Consider the following 16390-nt stretch of genomic DNA (forward strand, 5'->3'; position numbering starts at 1 on the left):
CTATGTTTTCACGGCGTATGGTCTTGGTTGTGGCGGTTTTGGGACTGCTTCTGCTCAACATTGCCGCTTTAACCGTTTCAAGCAGTCGTCCCGATTCCGCCGAAGGTGCAGCCCCCCTGGCTCTGCATTTAACGGCGCCCTTTCAGAAAGGCCTGACGGCTACCCTCGGGTGGATTCGTTCCATCTGGCACGGGTACTTCAATCTTGTCACCACGGCAGAGGAAAACGAGGTCCTCCGTAGTGAGGTGGCCCAGCTCCGAGAGCAGCTTAACGGGTACAACGAGCTTAAACTGCTCAACGGGAGAATGCGCAGCCTTCTCTCCTTTAAAGAGGCTAAGGCCCGAAATATGGTGGCCGCCATGGTCACCGGCAAGGATGCCTCTCTCTGGTATCGCACCCTTATTATAGACAAAGGCACAGAAGACGGCGTGGCCAAGGGGCAACCCGTGGTGGTTCCCGAAGGCATCGTGGGGCAGGTCATTGAAGCCTCAGGGCGATACGCCAAGGTTCTTCTCATTACGGATCGCAACAGCTCCGTGGATGCTCTGGCTCAGGATACCCGGGCCAGGGGCGTTCTGAAGGGCGGTGGGGCCGCGGAATGCCGATTTGCTTATGCCAATCGAAACGATACCATCAAGACCGGTCAGCGTATCGTCTCCTCGGGTCTGGACGGTGTGTTCCCCAAGGGCTTTTTCATCGGAACGGTGAGTGAAGTGCACAAGGGGGTGTCCGGAATCTTCCAGGAGGTGGCGGTGACCCCTTCCGTGCCTTTTGATAAGTTGGAGGAGGTGCTTGTGGTGCTTGGTCCCGAGGCGGGAAGCTGATGGCGGTCATCGGATATATCCTGGCCTCCATTTTGCTGATTCTTGTCCAAACGGCCTTTTTGCCCCAGATTCCCGTGCGCGCCCCCTTTGATTTGATGGTGGTCCAAGTGGTCTACACGGCCCTTGCGTTGCCTCGCCTGAAGGGCTGCGGCGTGATTCTTGTGACGGGGGTTCTTGTGGACGGCCTTTCGGGCAGTCCCTTTGGCTTTTATCTCACCAGTTATTTCTGGCTTTTCTTCTCTCTTCAAATTGCGATTCAGGTTTTGCACGTGTATAGCCGTGTCTTGATCTATGTTGCCGTTCTGGTAGGGATTTTGCTCGAAAACCTTGTGGCGCTTCTTGCGCTCAGTGTCTCCGGGGTCAACGCCGCCACCATGGTGTGGGCCGTCGAGCAGGGGGTCGAGCAGCTTCTCTGGGGGGCTCTGCTGGGGCCCTTGGTGTATGTCCTGCTGGCCGTGGGATACCGGATCGGAGGGGGGCTGACTCGTGGGATCGTTTGCCAGCTGGAAGGGGGCGACGGTGTGTAGTTCTGGCGGTAACCCGGAGAGCAAAAGAACCAAAGCCATGTGCGGCTATCTGGACAGCCCTGATGGGGAGTGGTTTAACCGTCGGCTCAAGGGGACCATGATCCTCATTTTTATCGCCTTTTCCGTTATATTGGTGCGTCTCTTTTATCTTCAGGTCGTTCAGGGGCATGTTTATCGTGAGTTGTCTACCAACAATCGCATTCGTCTTCAGAGCCTGCCTTCCTCCCGGGGGTTGATTTACGACAGCGAGGGCAAGCTCCTTGTGGACAACCGACCTGCTTTTGACCTCCTTATTGTCCCTCGGGATGCCAAGCCTTTGTCGGAGACCCTTGAGCGTCTTTCCCGTTTTACAGGCGTTCCTGTGGCAGAGATGATGGAGAGGATTGCCAAGAAAGGGGGGGAGGGGTCTTCTCGTCAGATTGTGCTCAAACGGGGGATTGGACGCGATGTCCTGGCCCCGGTGGAGGTTCACAGCTTTGACCTGCCCGGTGTGGTGGTGAAGGTTCGTCCCAAGCGATTTTATCTCAACCCAGGCATGGCGGCTCACCTCCTGGGTTATCTGGGGGAGATTAACGCCCGGGAGCTTTCAAGCGGCAAGCATCCCGAGGCCTCCGGCGGAGATTTCATCGGAAAGTTTGGGGTTGAGAAGGTGATGGAGCCTCTTTTGCGCGGATCGCAAGGCGGCCGGCAGGTTGAGGTGGATGCCCACGGCCGTGTGATCCGTGAGCTTAAGCGGGTGGAGGCGGATCCCGGTAAGAATATTTATCTCACGGTCAACACGAAACTTCAGAAAAAAGCCGAGGCCCTGCTGAAGGGAGATGTCGGTTCCGTGGTGGCCCTTGATCCCAGAACCGGTGCGGTGTTGGCCATGGCCAGCAGCCCCACCTTCGATCAAAACGATTTTGTCAGCGGGCTCTCTTACGCCAAGTGGAATTCCCTTAAAAATAATCCCGGGCGTCCCATGGAGAACAAGGCCACTCAGGCCCTTTATCCTCCTGCGTCCATTTATAAAATCGTCTCTTCCATGGCGGCCCTGGAGGAGAAGGTGGTGGATGCCAGGACCCGGTTTTACTGTTCGGGCCGTCATGCCTATGGAGACCGAACGTATCGGTGCTGGAAACGTACCGGCCATGGCTCGGTGGATGTGGTGGACTCCATCGCCCAGTCCTGTGATGTGTTCTATTATGAGGTGGGGGAAAGGATTGGGGTCGACCGCCTGGCCTTTTATGCGCGTGGCTGCGGCCTGGGGCGTCCCACCGGGGTTGAACTGGCTGGCGAGGCTGCCGGGCTTATTCCCACGGCTGAATGGAAGCGGCGCAAGCTGGGGCAGAGTTGGCTCAGTGGGGAGACCCTGTCTCTGACCATCGGGCAGAGCTACAATCTTGTGACGCCGATTCAGATGGCGATGCTCATCGCTTCGGTGGGTAACGGGGGGACGATTTACAAACCCCATATTCTCGGGAAGATTGAAACGGCCGACGGCTCCTTGGTTAAAGAGACCCGGCCCGTCGTGAAGGGGCATCTTCCCGTCGGGAAAAAAAATCTGGGGCTGATTCAAAAGGGGCTTTGGGGGGCGGTGAATGACCATAAGGGGACCGCGAGACGTGCCCGTATCAACGGGGTGACGTTGGCGGGAAAGACTGGGACCGCGCAGGTGATCAGTAAGGGGGAGAGCGGCGTCAAGAAAAAAAAGAGGATTCGTAAATTTCGGGATCATGCCTGGTTTGTGGCTTATGCTCCGATGGAAAACCCAACCATCGCCGTGGCGGTGATCGTGGAACATGGTGAAGGCGGATCCACCAAGGCGGCTCCCATTGCCAGAAAAGTGATCGAGACCTATCTGGGAAAAGGAGAGGACGTCCGTGATTGATCGCCGTGTGGTGGAACATTTTGATTGGGGCCTTTTGCTGATTACCCTGATTCTCGCAGGCCTGGGGCTGGTGGCTCTTTACAGTGCTGTCTACGCAGGGAACGATCCCTCTTTGCGCCCGCTTTTCGTGAAGCAATTGATTTGGCTGGGAGCGGGCATGGGGGTGATGATTGCGACGTTCTGCCTGGGCCCCAAGGAGTTTGAACGATGGACTCCCGGGATTTATACAGGATGCATGATTCTTCTTGTGGCGGTGCTCTTTGTGGGGCGCATGGTGGGCGGTTCAAGGCGCTGGTTGGTCTTGGGGCCCTTCACCCTTCAGCCTTCAGAGCTGGCCAAGATCGGTGTGATTCTCATGCTGGCCCGCTTTTACGCGCGAAATGCCACAACACGTGGGCTTGGTTTTCGAGAGTTGATTAAGCCTGCGGCTATCGTGCTGTTGCCCTTTGTCTTGATTTATCTTCAGCCCGACCTGGGGACCGGTCTCCTGATCGTGATGATCGCAGGGATCATGACCCTCTTTGTTAAAATTGAGCGCCGTACGCTGACGATGCTGGTGTGTGCGGGGCTGGGTCTTGCGGTGGCGGCCTGGCTTTTTTTTCTTAAGGCGTATCAGAAGCAGCGTGTGCTGACCTTTCTTAATCCCGACCGGGATCCTCTGGGGGCAGGGTATCACATCATTCAATCTAAAATTGCCATCGGGTCCGGGATGCTTACGGGTAAAGGGTTTCTCAAGGGGACTCAGAATACCTTGAGTTTTCTTCCTGAGCGGCATACCGACTTTATTCTCTCGGTCCTGGCCGAAGAGTGGGGCTTTCTCGGCACGGTGTTTCTCGCGTTTATGTATTGCACCCTTTTTGTCTGGAGCCTGAATATCGCCCATAAAAGCAAGAACACCTTTGGAACCATCACGGCTGTGGGGGTCACGGCCATGCTCTTCTGGGAGGTTTTTATCAATATGGGTATGGTCATGGGGCTGATGCCTGTGGTGGGGGTTCCTCTTCCCCTGGTGAGTTACGGCGGTTCGTCGGTTGTTACCAGTCTGATGTCGATTGGGCTCTTGATGGGTGTCAGCATGCGTCGGTTCAAAAAATAGAAGCCAACCCTTCGCGTGTGTTCACGGGGAACAGAAGGCCCATCGTTTCGTGGGCGCTGTGGTGCCGACTGAAAGTGGGCGTAATTACCGGCGCTTTTACTCTTTTTGTGCTGTATATGAAAAGCCTTTTAATGCTTAGAATCGTATTGATAGGGGGCAAAAGTTCTCTAACAGTATACTGCTTGTGGGTAAAGCATGGAGGCCTTTGTGTGGCAGGGGCTGGCGTGTGATGGAAAAACTTGATATCACTTGTTAAACATGGAAGGTTTTTCTAAAACAGGTTGACATAAAAAGATAAAAATTGGTATAGGTTTAGTGCTAAAATGAGGGAATTTCTAAGACTTGTAACAGTCTTAGTTTGTGTCGCTAAGGTTAGATCTGGCATTCTTATTAACTTTTGTTGGAGGGTCACCAATGGTCAGTGTGGATTATTCCTTATTGGTGCAGATTGTCAACTTCATCCTCTTGATCCTTATTTTGAACATCGTCTTGTATAAGCCGATCCGGGGAGTCCTTTCGAAACGTCGAGAGGCCATCGACGGGCTCAATGCGAGCATCGATGAGTCATCCGTCGGGGTACAAGAGAAAGAGGAGACGTTTGCAGCTGGAATCAAGGAGGGACGTGCCAAGGGCGTTCAACTGAAGGATGCGCTTATTGATGAGGCGTCTCAGGAAGAGAGACGTATCGTCGGAGAGATCACCAACCGTGCCCAGGATGATCTGGCCGCTGTTCGTGAAAAAATTTCTCAGGAGATGGTTGCGGTGCGGGAGAGTCTGCGGAGCGAGGTGGATGATTTTGCAAAAGCAATTGGCGAAAAAATTCTGGGGAGGGCTCTGTAATGCTTTGTATGAGTAACGCGTCCAAAAGGCGCAGGCTGCTTTCTTGGAGCCTTTTTGCTGTGCTCAGTCTGACGGCCGGCGTGGCCTTTGCCTCGGGCGGAGGTGAGCATGTGGCGGAAGCCAAGCATTGGATTACCACGGATACTGCACGTGTCTTGAACTTTGTGGTGCTGATGTCGCTTTTGTTCTTCGTGCTTCGAAAACCAGTTTCCAATGCCCTTTCCGGACGTATCGACAGCATTCGTGATGAGCTGGATACCCTTGAAAAGCAGAAGGCAGACGCCGAAAAAACCCTGGCCGAGTACGAAACCAAGATTGCCACACTGGACAGTGAGGTGGAGGTGATTCTGGGGCAGTACAGGGAGCAGGGCGAAACGGCTAAAAAGCGCATATTTGCAGAGGCCGAGCTTCATGCTGCGAAACTTGAAGAACAGGCCAAACGTAACATTGACCATGAATTCAAGGCCGCTCGTGTGGATCTTAAAGCCGAGATCATGGCTCTGGCCCTCGAAAAGGCTGAGGAGCTGATCCAGGAGCAGATCACCGCGGACGATCAGGATAAGCTGGTGGATGATTATCTGAACAAGGTGGTGGCGTAATGAAAGATATCGCAATATCGAGGCGTTATGCCAAAGCTCTGCTGCTCATCGGGAAAGAGGATGGCAATGCGGAGGCCTACCGGGGAGAACTCAGTGGCCTGGCGTCGTTTCTTGCCAAGGAAGTGGAACTCTCCAGTGTGATCATTAATCCGGTCTATGAATTGGACGGTCGGCGAGGTGTGTTGAAGGTGGTGGTTGAGAAGCTGAACCTCTCTCCTGTGATCGCGTCCTTTACCCTGCTTCTATTTGACAAGGGCCGTTTCGGTCATTTTGGGTCCATCGACGAAACCTATCAAGCCTTGGTGGACGAGTTCAACGGCGTGGCCCACGCGTATGTGGTTTCTGCTGTGGGATTGTCGGAAGATGCTGTGGAGAAGATCAAGGCGTCCCTTTCCGCCTTGACCGGCAAAGACGTCATTTTGAATCTGGAAAAAGACCCCGGGCTTATTGGGGGCATTGTTACGAAGATAGGCGACCTCGTACTTGACGGCAGTGTGCGCACACAGCTGCAGAACATGAAAGAATCTTTTAAAAGGGGTGAGAGTGTCTAATGGAAATCAGAGCTGAAGAAATAAGCCAAATAATCAAGGAGCAGATCAAGGATTTCGACAAGAAGGTCGAACTTTCCGAAACCGGCGTCGTTCTCTCCGTAGGTGACGGCATTGCAAGGGTCTACGGCCTCGAAAAAGTTATGGCCCAGGAGCTTGTGGAATTTCCAGGTGGCATTATCGGCCTTGCCCTTAACTTGGAAGAGGACAACGTGGGGATCGCCATTATGGGCGATGACACCCATATTAAAGAAGGCGATATCGTCAAGCGAACCTCACGTATCGCAGAGGTTCCTGTCGGTGAGGCTGTCCTTGGCCGTGTGGTCGACACCACAGGCGTGCCCATCGACGGCAAGGGCGCGATTGAGACCGATCATTTTCGTCGGCTTGAGATGGTAGCCCCCGGGGTTATCCAGCGTAAAGGCGTTCATGAACCCTGCTACACAGGCATCAAGGCCATCGACGCCATGACCCCCGTGGGCAAGGGCCAGCGTGAGCTCATCATCGGTGACCGTCAGATTGGCAAGACCGCCATCGCCGTTGACGCGATTCTTGCTCAGAAGGGCCAGAACGTGATGTGCATCTATGTGGCGTGTGGTCAGAAGAAGTCCACCGTCGCCCAGGTCGTTTCTGTTCTTGAAGCGCATGGTGCCATGGAGTACACCACCGTGGTGTCTGCCTGTGCCTCTGATCCCGCCGCCCTTCAGTTCCTTGCCCCCTATGCCGGTTGTGCCATGGGTGAGTACTTCCGTGACAAGGGTGAGCACGCCCTCATTATTTACGATGACCTCTCCAAGCAGGCGGCTTCTTACCGACAGGTCTCTCTGCTGCTTCGTCGTCCGCCAGGACGTGAAGCGTACCCCGGAGACATTTTCTATAACCACTCCCGTCTTCTGGAACGTTCAGCCAAGCTCTCCGACGATCTGGGCGCTGGTTCCCTGACAGCCCTTCCCATTATTGAAACCCAGGAAGGTGACGTCTCAGCTTTTATTCCCACCAACGTTATCTCCATTACCGATGGTCAGATCTATCTCGATAAGGCGATGTTCTTCGCCGGTATGCGCCCTGCGGTCGACGTCGGTCTTTCTGTTTCCCGAGTTGGGGGATCCGCCCAGGACAAGGCCATGAAGCAGGTGGCCGGTACCTTGCGTCTTGATATGGCCTCCTTTCGCGAGTTGGAGGCCTTTGCGGCCTTTGGCTCTGACTTGGATGCGGGCACCCAGAGGCAGCTTACCCGTGGTCAGCGTCTCGTGGAGGTTCTCAAGCAGCCTCAGTATGCGCCTCTGCCCCTTGAAAAGCAGGTTCTTATCCTTTTTGCCGGGACCAAAGGGTACATTGATGCGTATCCCCGTGCGAGTGTCACCAAATACGAAGCGGGTCTCTATCCTTTCGTGGAAGGTCGCTTTCCCGGAATTCTCCCTGCCCTTGCAGAGAGCAAGAAGATTACCTCTGAGATTGAAGCCGATATTGTCAAAGCCCTTGAAGCGTATGCTGAGGAGTTCAAAGACACTATCAAGTAGCTTGCTGAAAGAGCAAATCTATTAATTTGAGATACGTAAAGGTAAATGGCATATGGCAACGTTAAAGGAAGTACAATTAAAGATCTCAGGGGTCAAAAAGACCAAGCAGATCACCAGCGCCATGAAAATGGTGGCGACTTCCCGCTTGCGTGGTGCTCAGTTAGCCATGGAGGCCTTCCGGCCCTATGCGGAAAAATACGCAGAGGTGCTGGGAAGCCTTGCTCAGAAGGCAGGTGAAGGAGCCAGTCCGCTCCTTGAAGCACGCGAAGAGGTGAAGAAGGTCCACATCGTTCTCCTGACATCAGACAGGGGGCTGTGTGGCGGTTTCAACGTAAACCTGATCAACAAAGCAGAAGCGCTGATTAAAGAAAAAGAGGGCGATGAGGTCGAGATCTCCATCACCAACTTTGGCAAGAGGGGCCGAGACTGGGCTCGTAAAGAGGGCCAGGCCCGGGTGGATGAATACCTCGGTGTGGTGGGTGCAAACGTCGGTTTTGGTATTGCGTCCACCGGCGGACAGAAGCTGATTAACGGCTTTCTTGCGGGTGAGTACGACGAAGTTTACCTTGTCTATGCGGAGTTTGTCAGCATGGGCAGGCAGGTGCCTGTGGTTCAGCAGCTCCTTCCGATTCCACCCATTGAGATGGTGGAGGAAGAGGAAGCGACGGCCTTTCAGGCGGAGCACATCTGTGAACCCAGTGCGGGCCTGCTTCTTGGCGAGATGCTCCCGAAAAATGTTTATATTCAGATTTATCGGGGCCTTTTGGAGACCTCAACCAGTGAGCATGCGGCACGCATGTCGGCCATGGACAACGCCACGAAGGCATGTTCCGACATCATCACTGATCTTCAACGGGTATATAATAAGGCACGACAAGCCGCAATTACAGCGGACCTAATGGACATCGTCGGTGGTGCAGAAGCCTTAAAGGGCTGATAGTCACTCGCCTATCGCATAGACAGCACAGATTTTGGTACATAGGAGGTACTTCAATGGCTGACAATATCGGAAATATCACACAGGTCATGGGGCCTGTTGTTGACGTCGAGTTCGAACCCGGAAAACTGCCGGCGATTCTTTCTGCCCTGACCATTACCAACCCGGCTATTAATGATGATGAAGATAACCTGGTCGTGGAAGTGGCTCAGCACCTGGGTGACAACGTGGTGCGTACTATCGCCATGGACGTTACCGACGGCTTGGTACGCGGCATGAATGCGAAAGATACGGGCAGCCCCATTTTGATGCCTGTGGGCCGATCGTCTCTCGGACGTGTCCTGAACGTTGTGGGACGTCCCGTGGATGGCCTGGGGCCGGTGAGTATGGAGAAGACCATGTCCATCCACCGTCCTGCCCCTGAATTTACCGAGCAGGATACGTCCGTGACGGTTCTTGAAACGGGCGTCAAGGTGATCGACCTTCTCGTTCCTTTCCCCCGTGGCGGCAAGATGGGTATGTTCGGTGGTGCAGGCGTCGGTAAAACCGTTATCATGATGGAGATGGTTAACAACATCGCCATGCAGCACGGCGGCATTTCCGTTTTTGCCGGCGTGGGTGAGCGAACGCGTGAAGGCAACGACCTTTATCATGAGATGAAAGACTCCGGTGTTCTTGAAAAATGTGCCCTTATTTACGGGCAGATGACGGAACCTCCGGGAGCCCGTGCCCGTGTTGCTCTCTCGGCTCTGACCTGCGCGGAGTACTTCCGTGATGAAGAAGGCCAGGACGTTCTGATCTTTATTGACAACATTTTCCGCTTTACCCAGGCGGGTTCTGAGGTGTCGGCTCTCTTGGGTCGTATGCCTTCAGCGGTAGGTTATCAGCCCACGCTGGCGGTGGATATGGGTGCTCTTCAAGAGCGCATTACCTCCACAACCAAAGGCTCTATTACCGCGGTTCAGTGTGTTTATGTCCCTGCGGATGACCTCACCGACCCGGCTCCTGCCACGACCTTTGCTCACCTTGATGGCACCGTGGTTCTCTCTCGTGCCATTTCGGAGTTGGGTATCTATCCTGCGGTGGACCCCCTTGACTCCTCTTCTCGTATTCTTGACGCTGCTTATATCGGCGAAGAGCATTACGCGGTGGCTCGTCAGGTGCAGACCGTGCTTCAGAAATACAAGGAGCTCCAGGACATCATCGCGATCCTCGGTGTGGATGAACTCTCCGATGAAGATAAGGTGCTCGTCACGCGAGCGCGCCGTATTCAGCGTTTTCTCTCCCAGCCTTTCCATGTGGCCGAGATCTTCACCGGCCTCAAGGGCAAGTACGTGAAGATTGAGGACACGATTCGAAGTTTCAAGGAGATCTTGGAAGGCAAGCACGATGATCTTCCCGAAGGCGCCTTCAACCTGGTAGGGACCATCGAAGATGCGGTGGCCAAGGCCAAGGAGATGGGCGATCAATAAGATGTGAACGGGGGGGAGGCGTGGTTTGCACTCGCCTTTCTTCCTTCAAAACTATAAGGGGTTGATATGGCAGATACTATCAGACTCGAAATCGTGACGCCTGAAAAGCGTGTGGTCAGCGAGAACGCTCAGATCGTCATGGCCCCCGGTTCGGAGGGTGAGTTCGGTGTGCTCGACGGGCACACTCCGTTTCTCACCTCACTGAAGGTGGGGATGGTCCGTTTCAAGGATGACAACGGCAACGAGTGCGGTGTCTTCGTGAGCGGCGGATTTGCCGAGGCGTTGGGGGACAAGGTCACCATTTTGGCTGAATCGGCAGAACGTCGTCGTGATATTGACGCCGATCGCGCCAAGGCAGCCATGGAGAGAGCGGAAAAACGCCTCGCCGGGAATCGTTTAGAGATTGATGAGGCCCGTGCCAAGGTAGCTCTTGTACGGGCTATACACCGTCTTCAGGCGGTGGAAGGACGGTAAGGTCTTTGTGTGGGGCAGGGGGGCAAAGGTTCATGCGCCCCTTGAGCTGCTTGGATCGTATCGAGAGCAATCGAGTTTCAAAGGGGCGGCCCCGGTGGGTTTGCCCCTTTTTAATACCCGAACGAGAGGGGCCTTTTGAGTGCTTGTTTCGTGCACCGCATGAGGCGGGGGATATCATGTTTTTTGGGGTGTCAGTCAGGCCCTATTGCAACCAGGGGGAAAATTGAGTAAAACCACAGGAAAAACGGCGGTGGTTGTTCTTGCTGCTGGCAGGGGTACCCGTATGAACTCGGACAAGGCCAAGGTGCTCCATGAGGTTTTGGGGCGTCCCATGGTCGACTATGTGGTGAGTTCGGCTTCCGAGATTGCCGGAGATGATGTGGTGGTGGTGGTAGGGCATCAGGCAGAGGCCGTACGCGCCTCGCTGGCGGACCGTAGGGCTGTTTTTGCACTGCAGGAGAAACAGCTGGGGACGGGCCATGCCGTGATGTGTGCCCGAGATTTTATAGGTGCGGCCACCCGCCACGTGGTGATCCTTTGTGGGGACGTTCCTTTGGTCAAATCGGAGACCCTTCGATGCCTGGTCGAGGCTCACGAAATCGCCGGGCGAGCCGTGACGGTTTTGGCGGTTCATTTTGATGAGCCGACCGGGTACGGCCGGATGGTCACCGCCGAGGATGGCAGGTTGCTTCGCATCGTGGAAGAGAAGGATGCAAGCGGTAAAGAGAAGGCTATCAAAGTGGTCAACAGCGGCATCTACTGTGTGGATGCGGGCTTTCTCTTTTCCGCCCTTGACAAGGTGAAATCGGATAACGCGCAAGGGGAGTACTATCTCACCGATATCGTGGAGATAGCCGTTCAGGAGGGGGCCGGAGCCGGTGTTGTAACCGGTGGATCGGGCAGGGAAGTTACGGGTGTAAATACCGTAAATGACCTTGAAACCGTACGCCAAATGCTGGAATAACGGCCCACATGAATTCCCTTGACTTTATTGAAAATTGAAGACTATAGTGATTTGAATTTCGAGAGGTGCTAAATTGGATGACGAAGCAATAGTTGGTCAAATTGATTATATAGAAGAACAGGTAGATTTTCTCATTGAGCTCTGCAACAGCCTGAAATCAGAGAAAGCGGAACTCAAGGGCAGGGTCGAAATACTTGAAGGTCAACTTCAGGAAAAGACTCAGTCAGAAGCTGCCTTTGTGGAGCAGAGGGAGAACATTCGAGGTAAAATTGACGGGTTGATGGATCGACTCAACAATTACATCGATGTGGCACCCTGATCTCTAACCGAATGACAAAAGCGAATGCGCAATCATTGGAAGAGATTCTAACAGTCGACCTATTTGGAGAAACGTATAAGTTCAAGACCGACGCTGATCCGAGCGAAGCCTCGGCCATTGTCAGAGGTGTTGTGGATGAAGTGACTCGTGCGGGTGAAGGGATGAAAGGTCCTTTGACTGAGAATCGCAAGTTTATCCAACTTCTGGTGGCCACGTTGAATATCGCTAAGGAACTGGTTGAGGTTAAAAAGAACCATGCGGAGCTCCATGAGACGCTTGCCCGAAAGTCGACCACCCTCATTGAAAAATTGGGGGGGTGTCAACCGTAACGTTAGTGCAGAAAAGGCTGTTCTGTGCCGATGAAATACGATACAATTTGAATAAAATATCCCTGCCGTGTTCGTGATTGGAGTATATCCTTTGACCCAATGGCAATATCACGGGAGCCTCCTCTGGCTTTGGTGCGCATGTTCTGCCTGACAGAAAAGCCTGAAGAAGTTACAGAGGCACCCCCCTTTGAACAATCGGTTCAAAGACCATAATTCAACACGGCACCCGGGTGGGGATATTTTCATATCAATTTTCCCCCTTCTGTCTGCACCATCCTTCCAACCACCACCCCTCGAATCCGACGACTCTGTCAAGGGTCTCCGACATCCAAAAAGTTATTTCATGCCCCGTGTCGATGCGGTATCGTCTCCGTGTTATGACTCTGAAGCGTCGCATTGGCTGAACGTCGGATGCGCTTGTCCGCTCGTATAATACCCCGCTGCGGTCTTTGGGTATGCAAATGCATGTAACCCTCAAGGTTGGGCGAATGTCTATGGTGTGGAGTCCGTAAGGCGGATTTTCCGTCAAAACTGAGGTGGATATATACTCGGGGGAATCAAATGATAGTGAAAATTATGGCAACTGGCATCGTCAGTCTTCTCGTCGGCGCTGCTCTGACCTTTGTGCTTAAAGGTCGGGTGGACAACAGGCGGGCAGAGGAAGCGGAAGAAGAGGCCGAGAAAATAATTCGTGATGCCGGGGTGCGGGCCGAAAATCTGTTGATGGAAGCCAATGTGGAGGCCAAGGATCGGCTCATTAAAATGAAGAGCGAGTTCGATGCCGAGACCAACGAAACACGGGTTGAGCTTAAAGGGCTTGATAAGCGGCTGAACCAGAAGACAGAAAAGATTGATCGTCGGCAGGACCAGATCGAACGGGTTGAAAACGATTTGGCTCAGCGGGGGAAAGAGCTGAGAGCGGAGTCCGATCAACTCCTGGCAAGACGGGGTGACTGCGATGCCCTGATCGCCGAACAGAAGATGCAACTTGAAAAAATATCGGGCATGACGTCCGAAGAGGCCAAAGGGCTTCTTTTGAGTGCCATGGAGAACGATGCTCGCCACGATGGTGCCAAGCTCATTAAACGGGTCACCACCGAAGCCAAGGAGAGTGCCGATAAGGAAGCCAAGAAGATTATTGCGACGGCCATCCAGCGTTATGCCGGCGACTTTGTTGCTGAACGTACCGTTTCCGTGGTTCCCCTTCCCAACGATGAAATGAAGGGGCGGATTATTGGTCGGGAAGGGCGCAATATTCGGGCGCTGGAGGCTGCCACTGGTATTGATTTGATTATTGATGATACCCCTGAGGCCGTCATTTTGTCTGGCTTCAACCCTGTGCGTCGAGAGGTCGCCCGTCTCTCCCTGACCAAACTGATCAACGACGGCCGTATTCATCCCGCTCGCATTGAAGAGGTGGTGAAGACGGTGGAAAAGGAAGTGGACCAGACCATCAGAGAAGCCGGTGACCAGGCTGCCTTTGACCTGGGGGTTCACGGCATCTGCAATGATCTTATTGCTGTCCTGGGCCGCCTGAAGTTTCGGACCAGCTACGCCCAGAACGTGCTTCAACACTCGGTGGAGGTGGGTTTTCTCTGCGGGGTGATGGCTGCCGAGTTGGGCCTTGATGTGAAGCTTGCCAAGCGCATGGGCCTGCTCCACGATATTGGTAAGGCGGTGGATCATGAAGTCGAAGGACCTCACGCCGTGATCGGTGCCAACCTGGCCAAAAAGTATGGAGAGAATCCCAAGATTGTTCAGGGCATTGCGGCTCACCATGAAGATGTGCCCCCGGAATCGGTCTACGACCTCTTGGTTCAGGCTGCAGATTCCCTCTCCGGGGCTCGTCCTGGCGCCCGAAAAGAGCTTCTTGAAAACTACGTCAAACGTCTGGACGATCTCGAGAAGATTGCCAACGCTTATAAAGGCGTGTCCAATTCCTACGCTATCCAGGCGGGTCGTGAGCTCCGCGTTATTGTGGAAGGGGATGTGGTCAGAGATGAAGATGCCGTGGTCATGAGCCGAGACATCGCCAAGCAGATTGAAGAGACCCTGACCTTTCCCGGACAGATCCGTGTGACCGTTATTCGGGAAACTCGTGCCGTGGGGTATGCAAACAAATAGAGGTATCTCCGGCCATTGAAGGGGAACGTAAAAAGCCGAGCGCTGACGCAAGGGCAGAACTGTGTGATGACAGTTTTTGCCCCTGCCGGGCGTTTCGGCTATTTTGTTATCAGGGGGGTGCCTTTGCTGCGCCCCTTGTACCGATATAAAATCCAGGGTGCCGTGAACCGGTACCTTATATATTAAAGGGGTGGGTCAATCTACGGATCCCAACCAACTATAGATGAGGTAAAAAGCTATGAGTGTCATCGAGTCGCTTAGAGATCGCGGTTTTGTAGATAATACAACCCATGAAGAGGAGTTGGCGGCGTATCTTTCCACGCCGGGAAGACGTTGCTATATCGGCTTTGATCCGACAGGATCCAGCCTTCATGTGGGCCATCTCGTGACGGTCATGGCTTTGTGTCACATGCAGCGTGCCGGCCATTGTCCCATTGCCCTGGTCGGGGGCGGCACCGGCATGATCGGGGACCCCAGCGGAAAGACGGAGATGCGACAGATGCTGACTCCGGAAATCATTGATGAGAACAAGGCGGGGTTGAGGTCGCAGCTCTCTCGTTTCCTCGATTTTTCCGATGAAAAGGCCTTTCTGCTGGACAACGCCGATTGGCTCACGGGTCTCGAATACATTCCCTTCTTGAGGGAGGTGGGTCGCCATTTCAGCGTGAATAGAATGGTGAAGGCAGAGAGCTACCGGGCGCGGCTTGATTCCGATGAAGGCTTGAGCTTCATTGAGTTCAACTACATGCTTCTTCAGGCCTACGATTTTTATGAGCTTTCCCGTTCCCATAACTGCTACCTTCAGATGGGGGGCAGCGATCAGTGGGGCAATATTGTGGCCGGGGTCGATTTGGTCCGTCGAAAAGGCGGGGAGACGGCCTTTGGCGTCACCTTTCCCCTTATCATGACGGCCTCAGGGATCAAGATGGGGAAGACTCACAAGGGGGCGGTGTGGCTTGACCCCGAACGGACCTCTCCGTACGATTATTACCAGTTCTGGGTGAATACCGATGACGCTGACGTTGAGCGTTTTCTGGCTCTTTTTACCTTTCTTCCCATGGCTGAGGTCAAAGCTGTTGCCGGCCTTTCCGGTGCGGAGCTCAATGCGGCTAAAGCGGTGCTGGCCTTCGAGGCGACTGCTTTGTGTCATGGGCACGAGGCTGCCCTTGAGGCGTACAAATCAGCCGCGGCTATGTTTGGGGTGAAGAAGATCGCGGAGTCACTTTTGCCTTCCAGCACGATTCCCAGGGGGGGCGATGCCAGCGCCCTTGATTCCGTTCCTTGTCTTGAGGTCGAAACAGAGCTGTTTCAGGGAGAGGGGGTGCCGGTGTTTAAGCTTTTTGCTCTTGCCGGGCTGGCCGCATCTGGAGGTGCCGCACGTAAGCTTATCCGTCAAGGGGGGGCTTACATCAATGGTGAGCGCTTGGACAAGGAAGATCGTCTGGTGGTAGAGGCTGATTTTGAAGGGGGAGAGATTTTGCTGCGTGCCGGGAAAAAGCGGTACCATCGCATTGCTTTGAAAGGGTAGAGCCTCTTTGAGCTCGCTTTCCGTGGGGCGGCCGTGCGAATTTCAATAGAAATTCGCACGGTTCCAAGAAAACGATTAAAAGGAAAGAAAAGCTTTGACACAAAGGATCGTTCGGGGTAGAACCTTCAAGTCTTCAACGCGAAACAGACGCTATTTACGCGGCTTCAAGCGCGGGCATCGTCAAGAAAAAACGGCTTTTTTATTTTCTTCTTGACGATATAGTATGAGTAGCATATATTATCTTGGTTAACTTTAGTGATCAGGGCAATTTAGATCATTTGATCTTTGAAAATCAGTAAGCAACGAAGAAACGACAGAATAATTTTTTGTCAACATCAAGCCCTATTGGGTCATTTTGTTAAATATGATTTAATTGGAGAGTTTGATCCTGGCTCAGAATGAACGCTGGCGGCGTGCTT

16 protein-coding genes and 1 other RNA gene are annotated in these 16390 nt (G+C 53.7%); all 17 read left to right on the forward strand.

Going from position 1 to position 16390, the window contains the following annotated elements; translation table 11 throughout:
- Positions 1 to 2: 2 nt before the first annotated feature.
- The 17 genes from mreC to tyrS all read left to right on the forward strand — a co-directional run bounded on the left by mreC (position 3) and on the right by tyrS (position 15971).
- Entirely contained in the window at positions 3 to 824 is an 822-nt protein-coding gene (gene mreC / locus Q1Q75_RS03130; protein WP_300667546.1) for a rod shape-determining protein MreC, read from the forward strand.
- The gene (locus tag Q1Q75_RS03135) at positions 824 to 1351 is read left to right on the forward strand and encodes a hypothetical protein (RefSeq protein WP_300667547.1); all 528 of its coding nucleotides are present in this window, start codon (positions 824 to 826) and stop codon (positions 1349 to 1351) included. The genes mreC and Q1Q75_RS03135 overlap by 1 nt, the downstream gene beginning before the upstream one ends.
- The gene (gene mrdA, locus Q1Q75_RS03140; protein ID WP_300667548.1) at positions 1344 to 3221 is read left to right on the forward strand and encodes a penicillin-binding protein 2; all 1878 of its coding nucleotides are present in this window, start codon (positions 1344 to 1346) and stop codon (positions 3219 to 3221) included. The genes Q1Q75_RS03135 and mrdA overlap by 8 nt, the downstream gene beginning before the upstream one ends.
- Positions 3214 to 4317: a rod shape-determining protein RodA gene (gene rodA / locus Q1Q75_RS03145; protein WP_300667549.1), complete on the forward strand. Its 1104-nt coding sequence runs from the start codon at positions 3214 to 3216 to the stop codon at positions 4315 to 4317. Before mrdA ends, rodA begins: the two co-directional genes overlap by 8 nt.
- Positions 4318 to 4731: 414 nt before the next feature.
- Positions 4732 to 5157 carry an ATPase gene (locus Q1Q75_RS03150; protein WP_300667550.1) on the forward strand — a complete coding sequence of 142 codons (426 nt, stop codon included), beginning with the start codon at positions 4732 to 4734 and terminating at the stop codon, positions 5155 to 5157.
- A gap of 59 nt (positions 5158 to 5216) precedes the next feature.
- Positions 5217 to 5756: a F0F1 ATP synthase subunit B gene (gene atpF, locus Q1Q75_RS03155; RefSeq protein ID WP_300667551.1), complete on the forward strand. Its 540-nt coding sequence runs from the start codon at positions 5217 to 5219 to the stop codon at positions 5754 to 5756.
- Positions 5756 to 6307, forward strand: coding sequence for an ATP synthase F1 subunit delta (gene atpH, locus Q1Q75_RS03160; protein WP_300667552.1), 552 nt, complete (start codon positions 5756 to 5758; stop codon positions 6305 to 6307). The genes atpF and atpH overlap by 1 nt, the downstream gene beginning before the upstream one ends.
- On the forward strand, positions 6307 to 7824 hold the full coding sequence (gene atpA, locus Q1Q75_RS03165; RefSeq protein WP_300667553.1) for a F0F1 ATP synthase subunit alpha: 1518 nt from the start codon (positions 6307 to 6309) through the stop codon (positions 7822 to 7824). The genes atpH and atpA overlap by 1 nt, the downstream gene beginning before the upstream one ends.
- A 52-nt stretch (positions 7825 to 7876) precedes the next feature.
- A complete protein-coding gene (gene atpG, locus Q1Q75_RS03170) occupies positions 7877 to 8761 on the forward strand; it encodes an ATP synthase F1 subunit gamma (RefSeq protein WP_300667554.1) in 885 nt (294 codons plus the stop codon).
- A 56-nt stretch (positions 8762 to 8817) separates the two neighbouring features.
- Positions 8818 to 10233, forward strand: a complete 1416-nt coding sequence (gene atpD / locus Q1Q75_RS03175; RefSeq protein ID WP_300667555.1) for a F0F1 ATP synthase subunit beta — start codon at positions 8818 to 8820, stop codon at positions 10231 to 10233.
- A gap of 66 nt (positions 10234 to 10299) precedes the next feature.
- Positions 10300 to 10707: a F0F1 ATP synthase subunit epsilon gene (locus Q1Q75_RS03180; RefSeq protein ID WP_300667556.1), complete on the forward strand. Its 408-nt coding sequence runs from the start codon at positions 10300 to 10302 to the stop codon at positions 10705 to 10707.
- Between the two features lie 223 nt (positions 10708 to 10930).
- Entirely contained in the window at positions 10931 to 11671 is a 741-nt protein-coding gene (locus tag Q1Q75_RS03185; protein WP_300667557.1) for a sugar phosphate nucleotidyltransferase, read from the forward strand.
- 73 nt (positions 11672 to 11744) lie between these two features.
- Positions 11745 to 11990: a cell division protein ZapB gene (gene zapB / locus Q1Q75_RS03190; protein ID WP_300667558.1), complete on the forward strand. Its 246-nt coding sequence runs from the start codon at positions 11745 to 11747 to the stop codon at positions 11988 to 11990.
- Positions 11991 to 12001: 11 nt separating this feature from the next.
- Positions 12002 to 12319: a cell division protein ZapA gene (gene zapA / locus Q1Q75_RS03195; RefSeq protein WP_300667559.1), complete on the forward strand. Its 318-nt coding sequence runs from the start codon at positions 12002 to 12004 to the stop codon at positions 12317 to 12319.
- Positions 12320 to 12375: 56 nt separating this feature from the next.
- Positions 12376 to 12560, forward strand: a non-coding RNA gene (ssrS, locus tag Q1Q75_RS03200) — 6S RNA.
- Positions 12561 to 12880: 320 nt separating this feature from the next.
- Complete coding sequence (gene rny / locus Q1Q75_RS03205; RefSeq protein ID WP_300667560.1) at positions 12881 to 14443, forward strand: ribonuclease Y; 1563 nt, start codon at positions 12881 to 12883, stop codon at positions 14441 to 14443.
- A gap of 238 nt (positions 14444 to 14681) precedes the next feature.
- Positions 14682 to 15971 carry a tyrosine--tRNA ligase gene (gene tyrS / locus Q1Q75_RS03210; protein ID WP_300667561.1) on the forward strand — a complete coding sequence of 430 codons (1290 nt, stop codon included), beginning with the start codon at positions 14682 to 14684 and terminating at the stop codon, positions 15969 to 15971.
- The last annotated feature ends 419 nt before the right edge of the window (positions 15972 to 16390 follow it).

The sequence above is a fragment of the Desulfoluna sp. genome, assembly GCF_030145185.1.
In the GTDB taxonomy this organism is placed as follows: Bacteria; Desulfobacterota; Desulfobacteria; order Desulfobacterales; family Desulfolunaceae; genus Desulfoluna.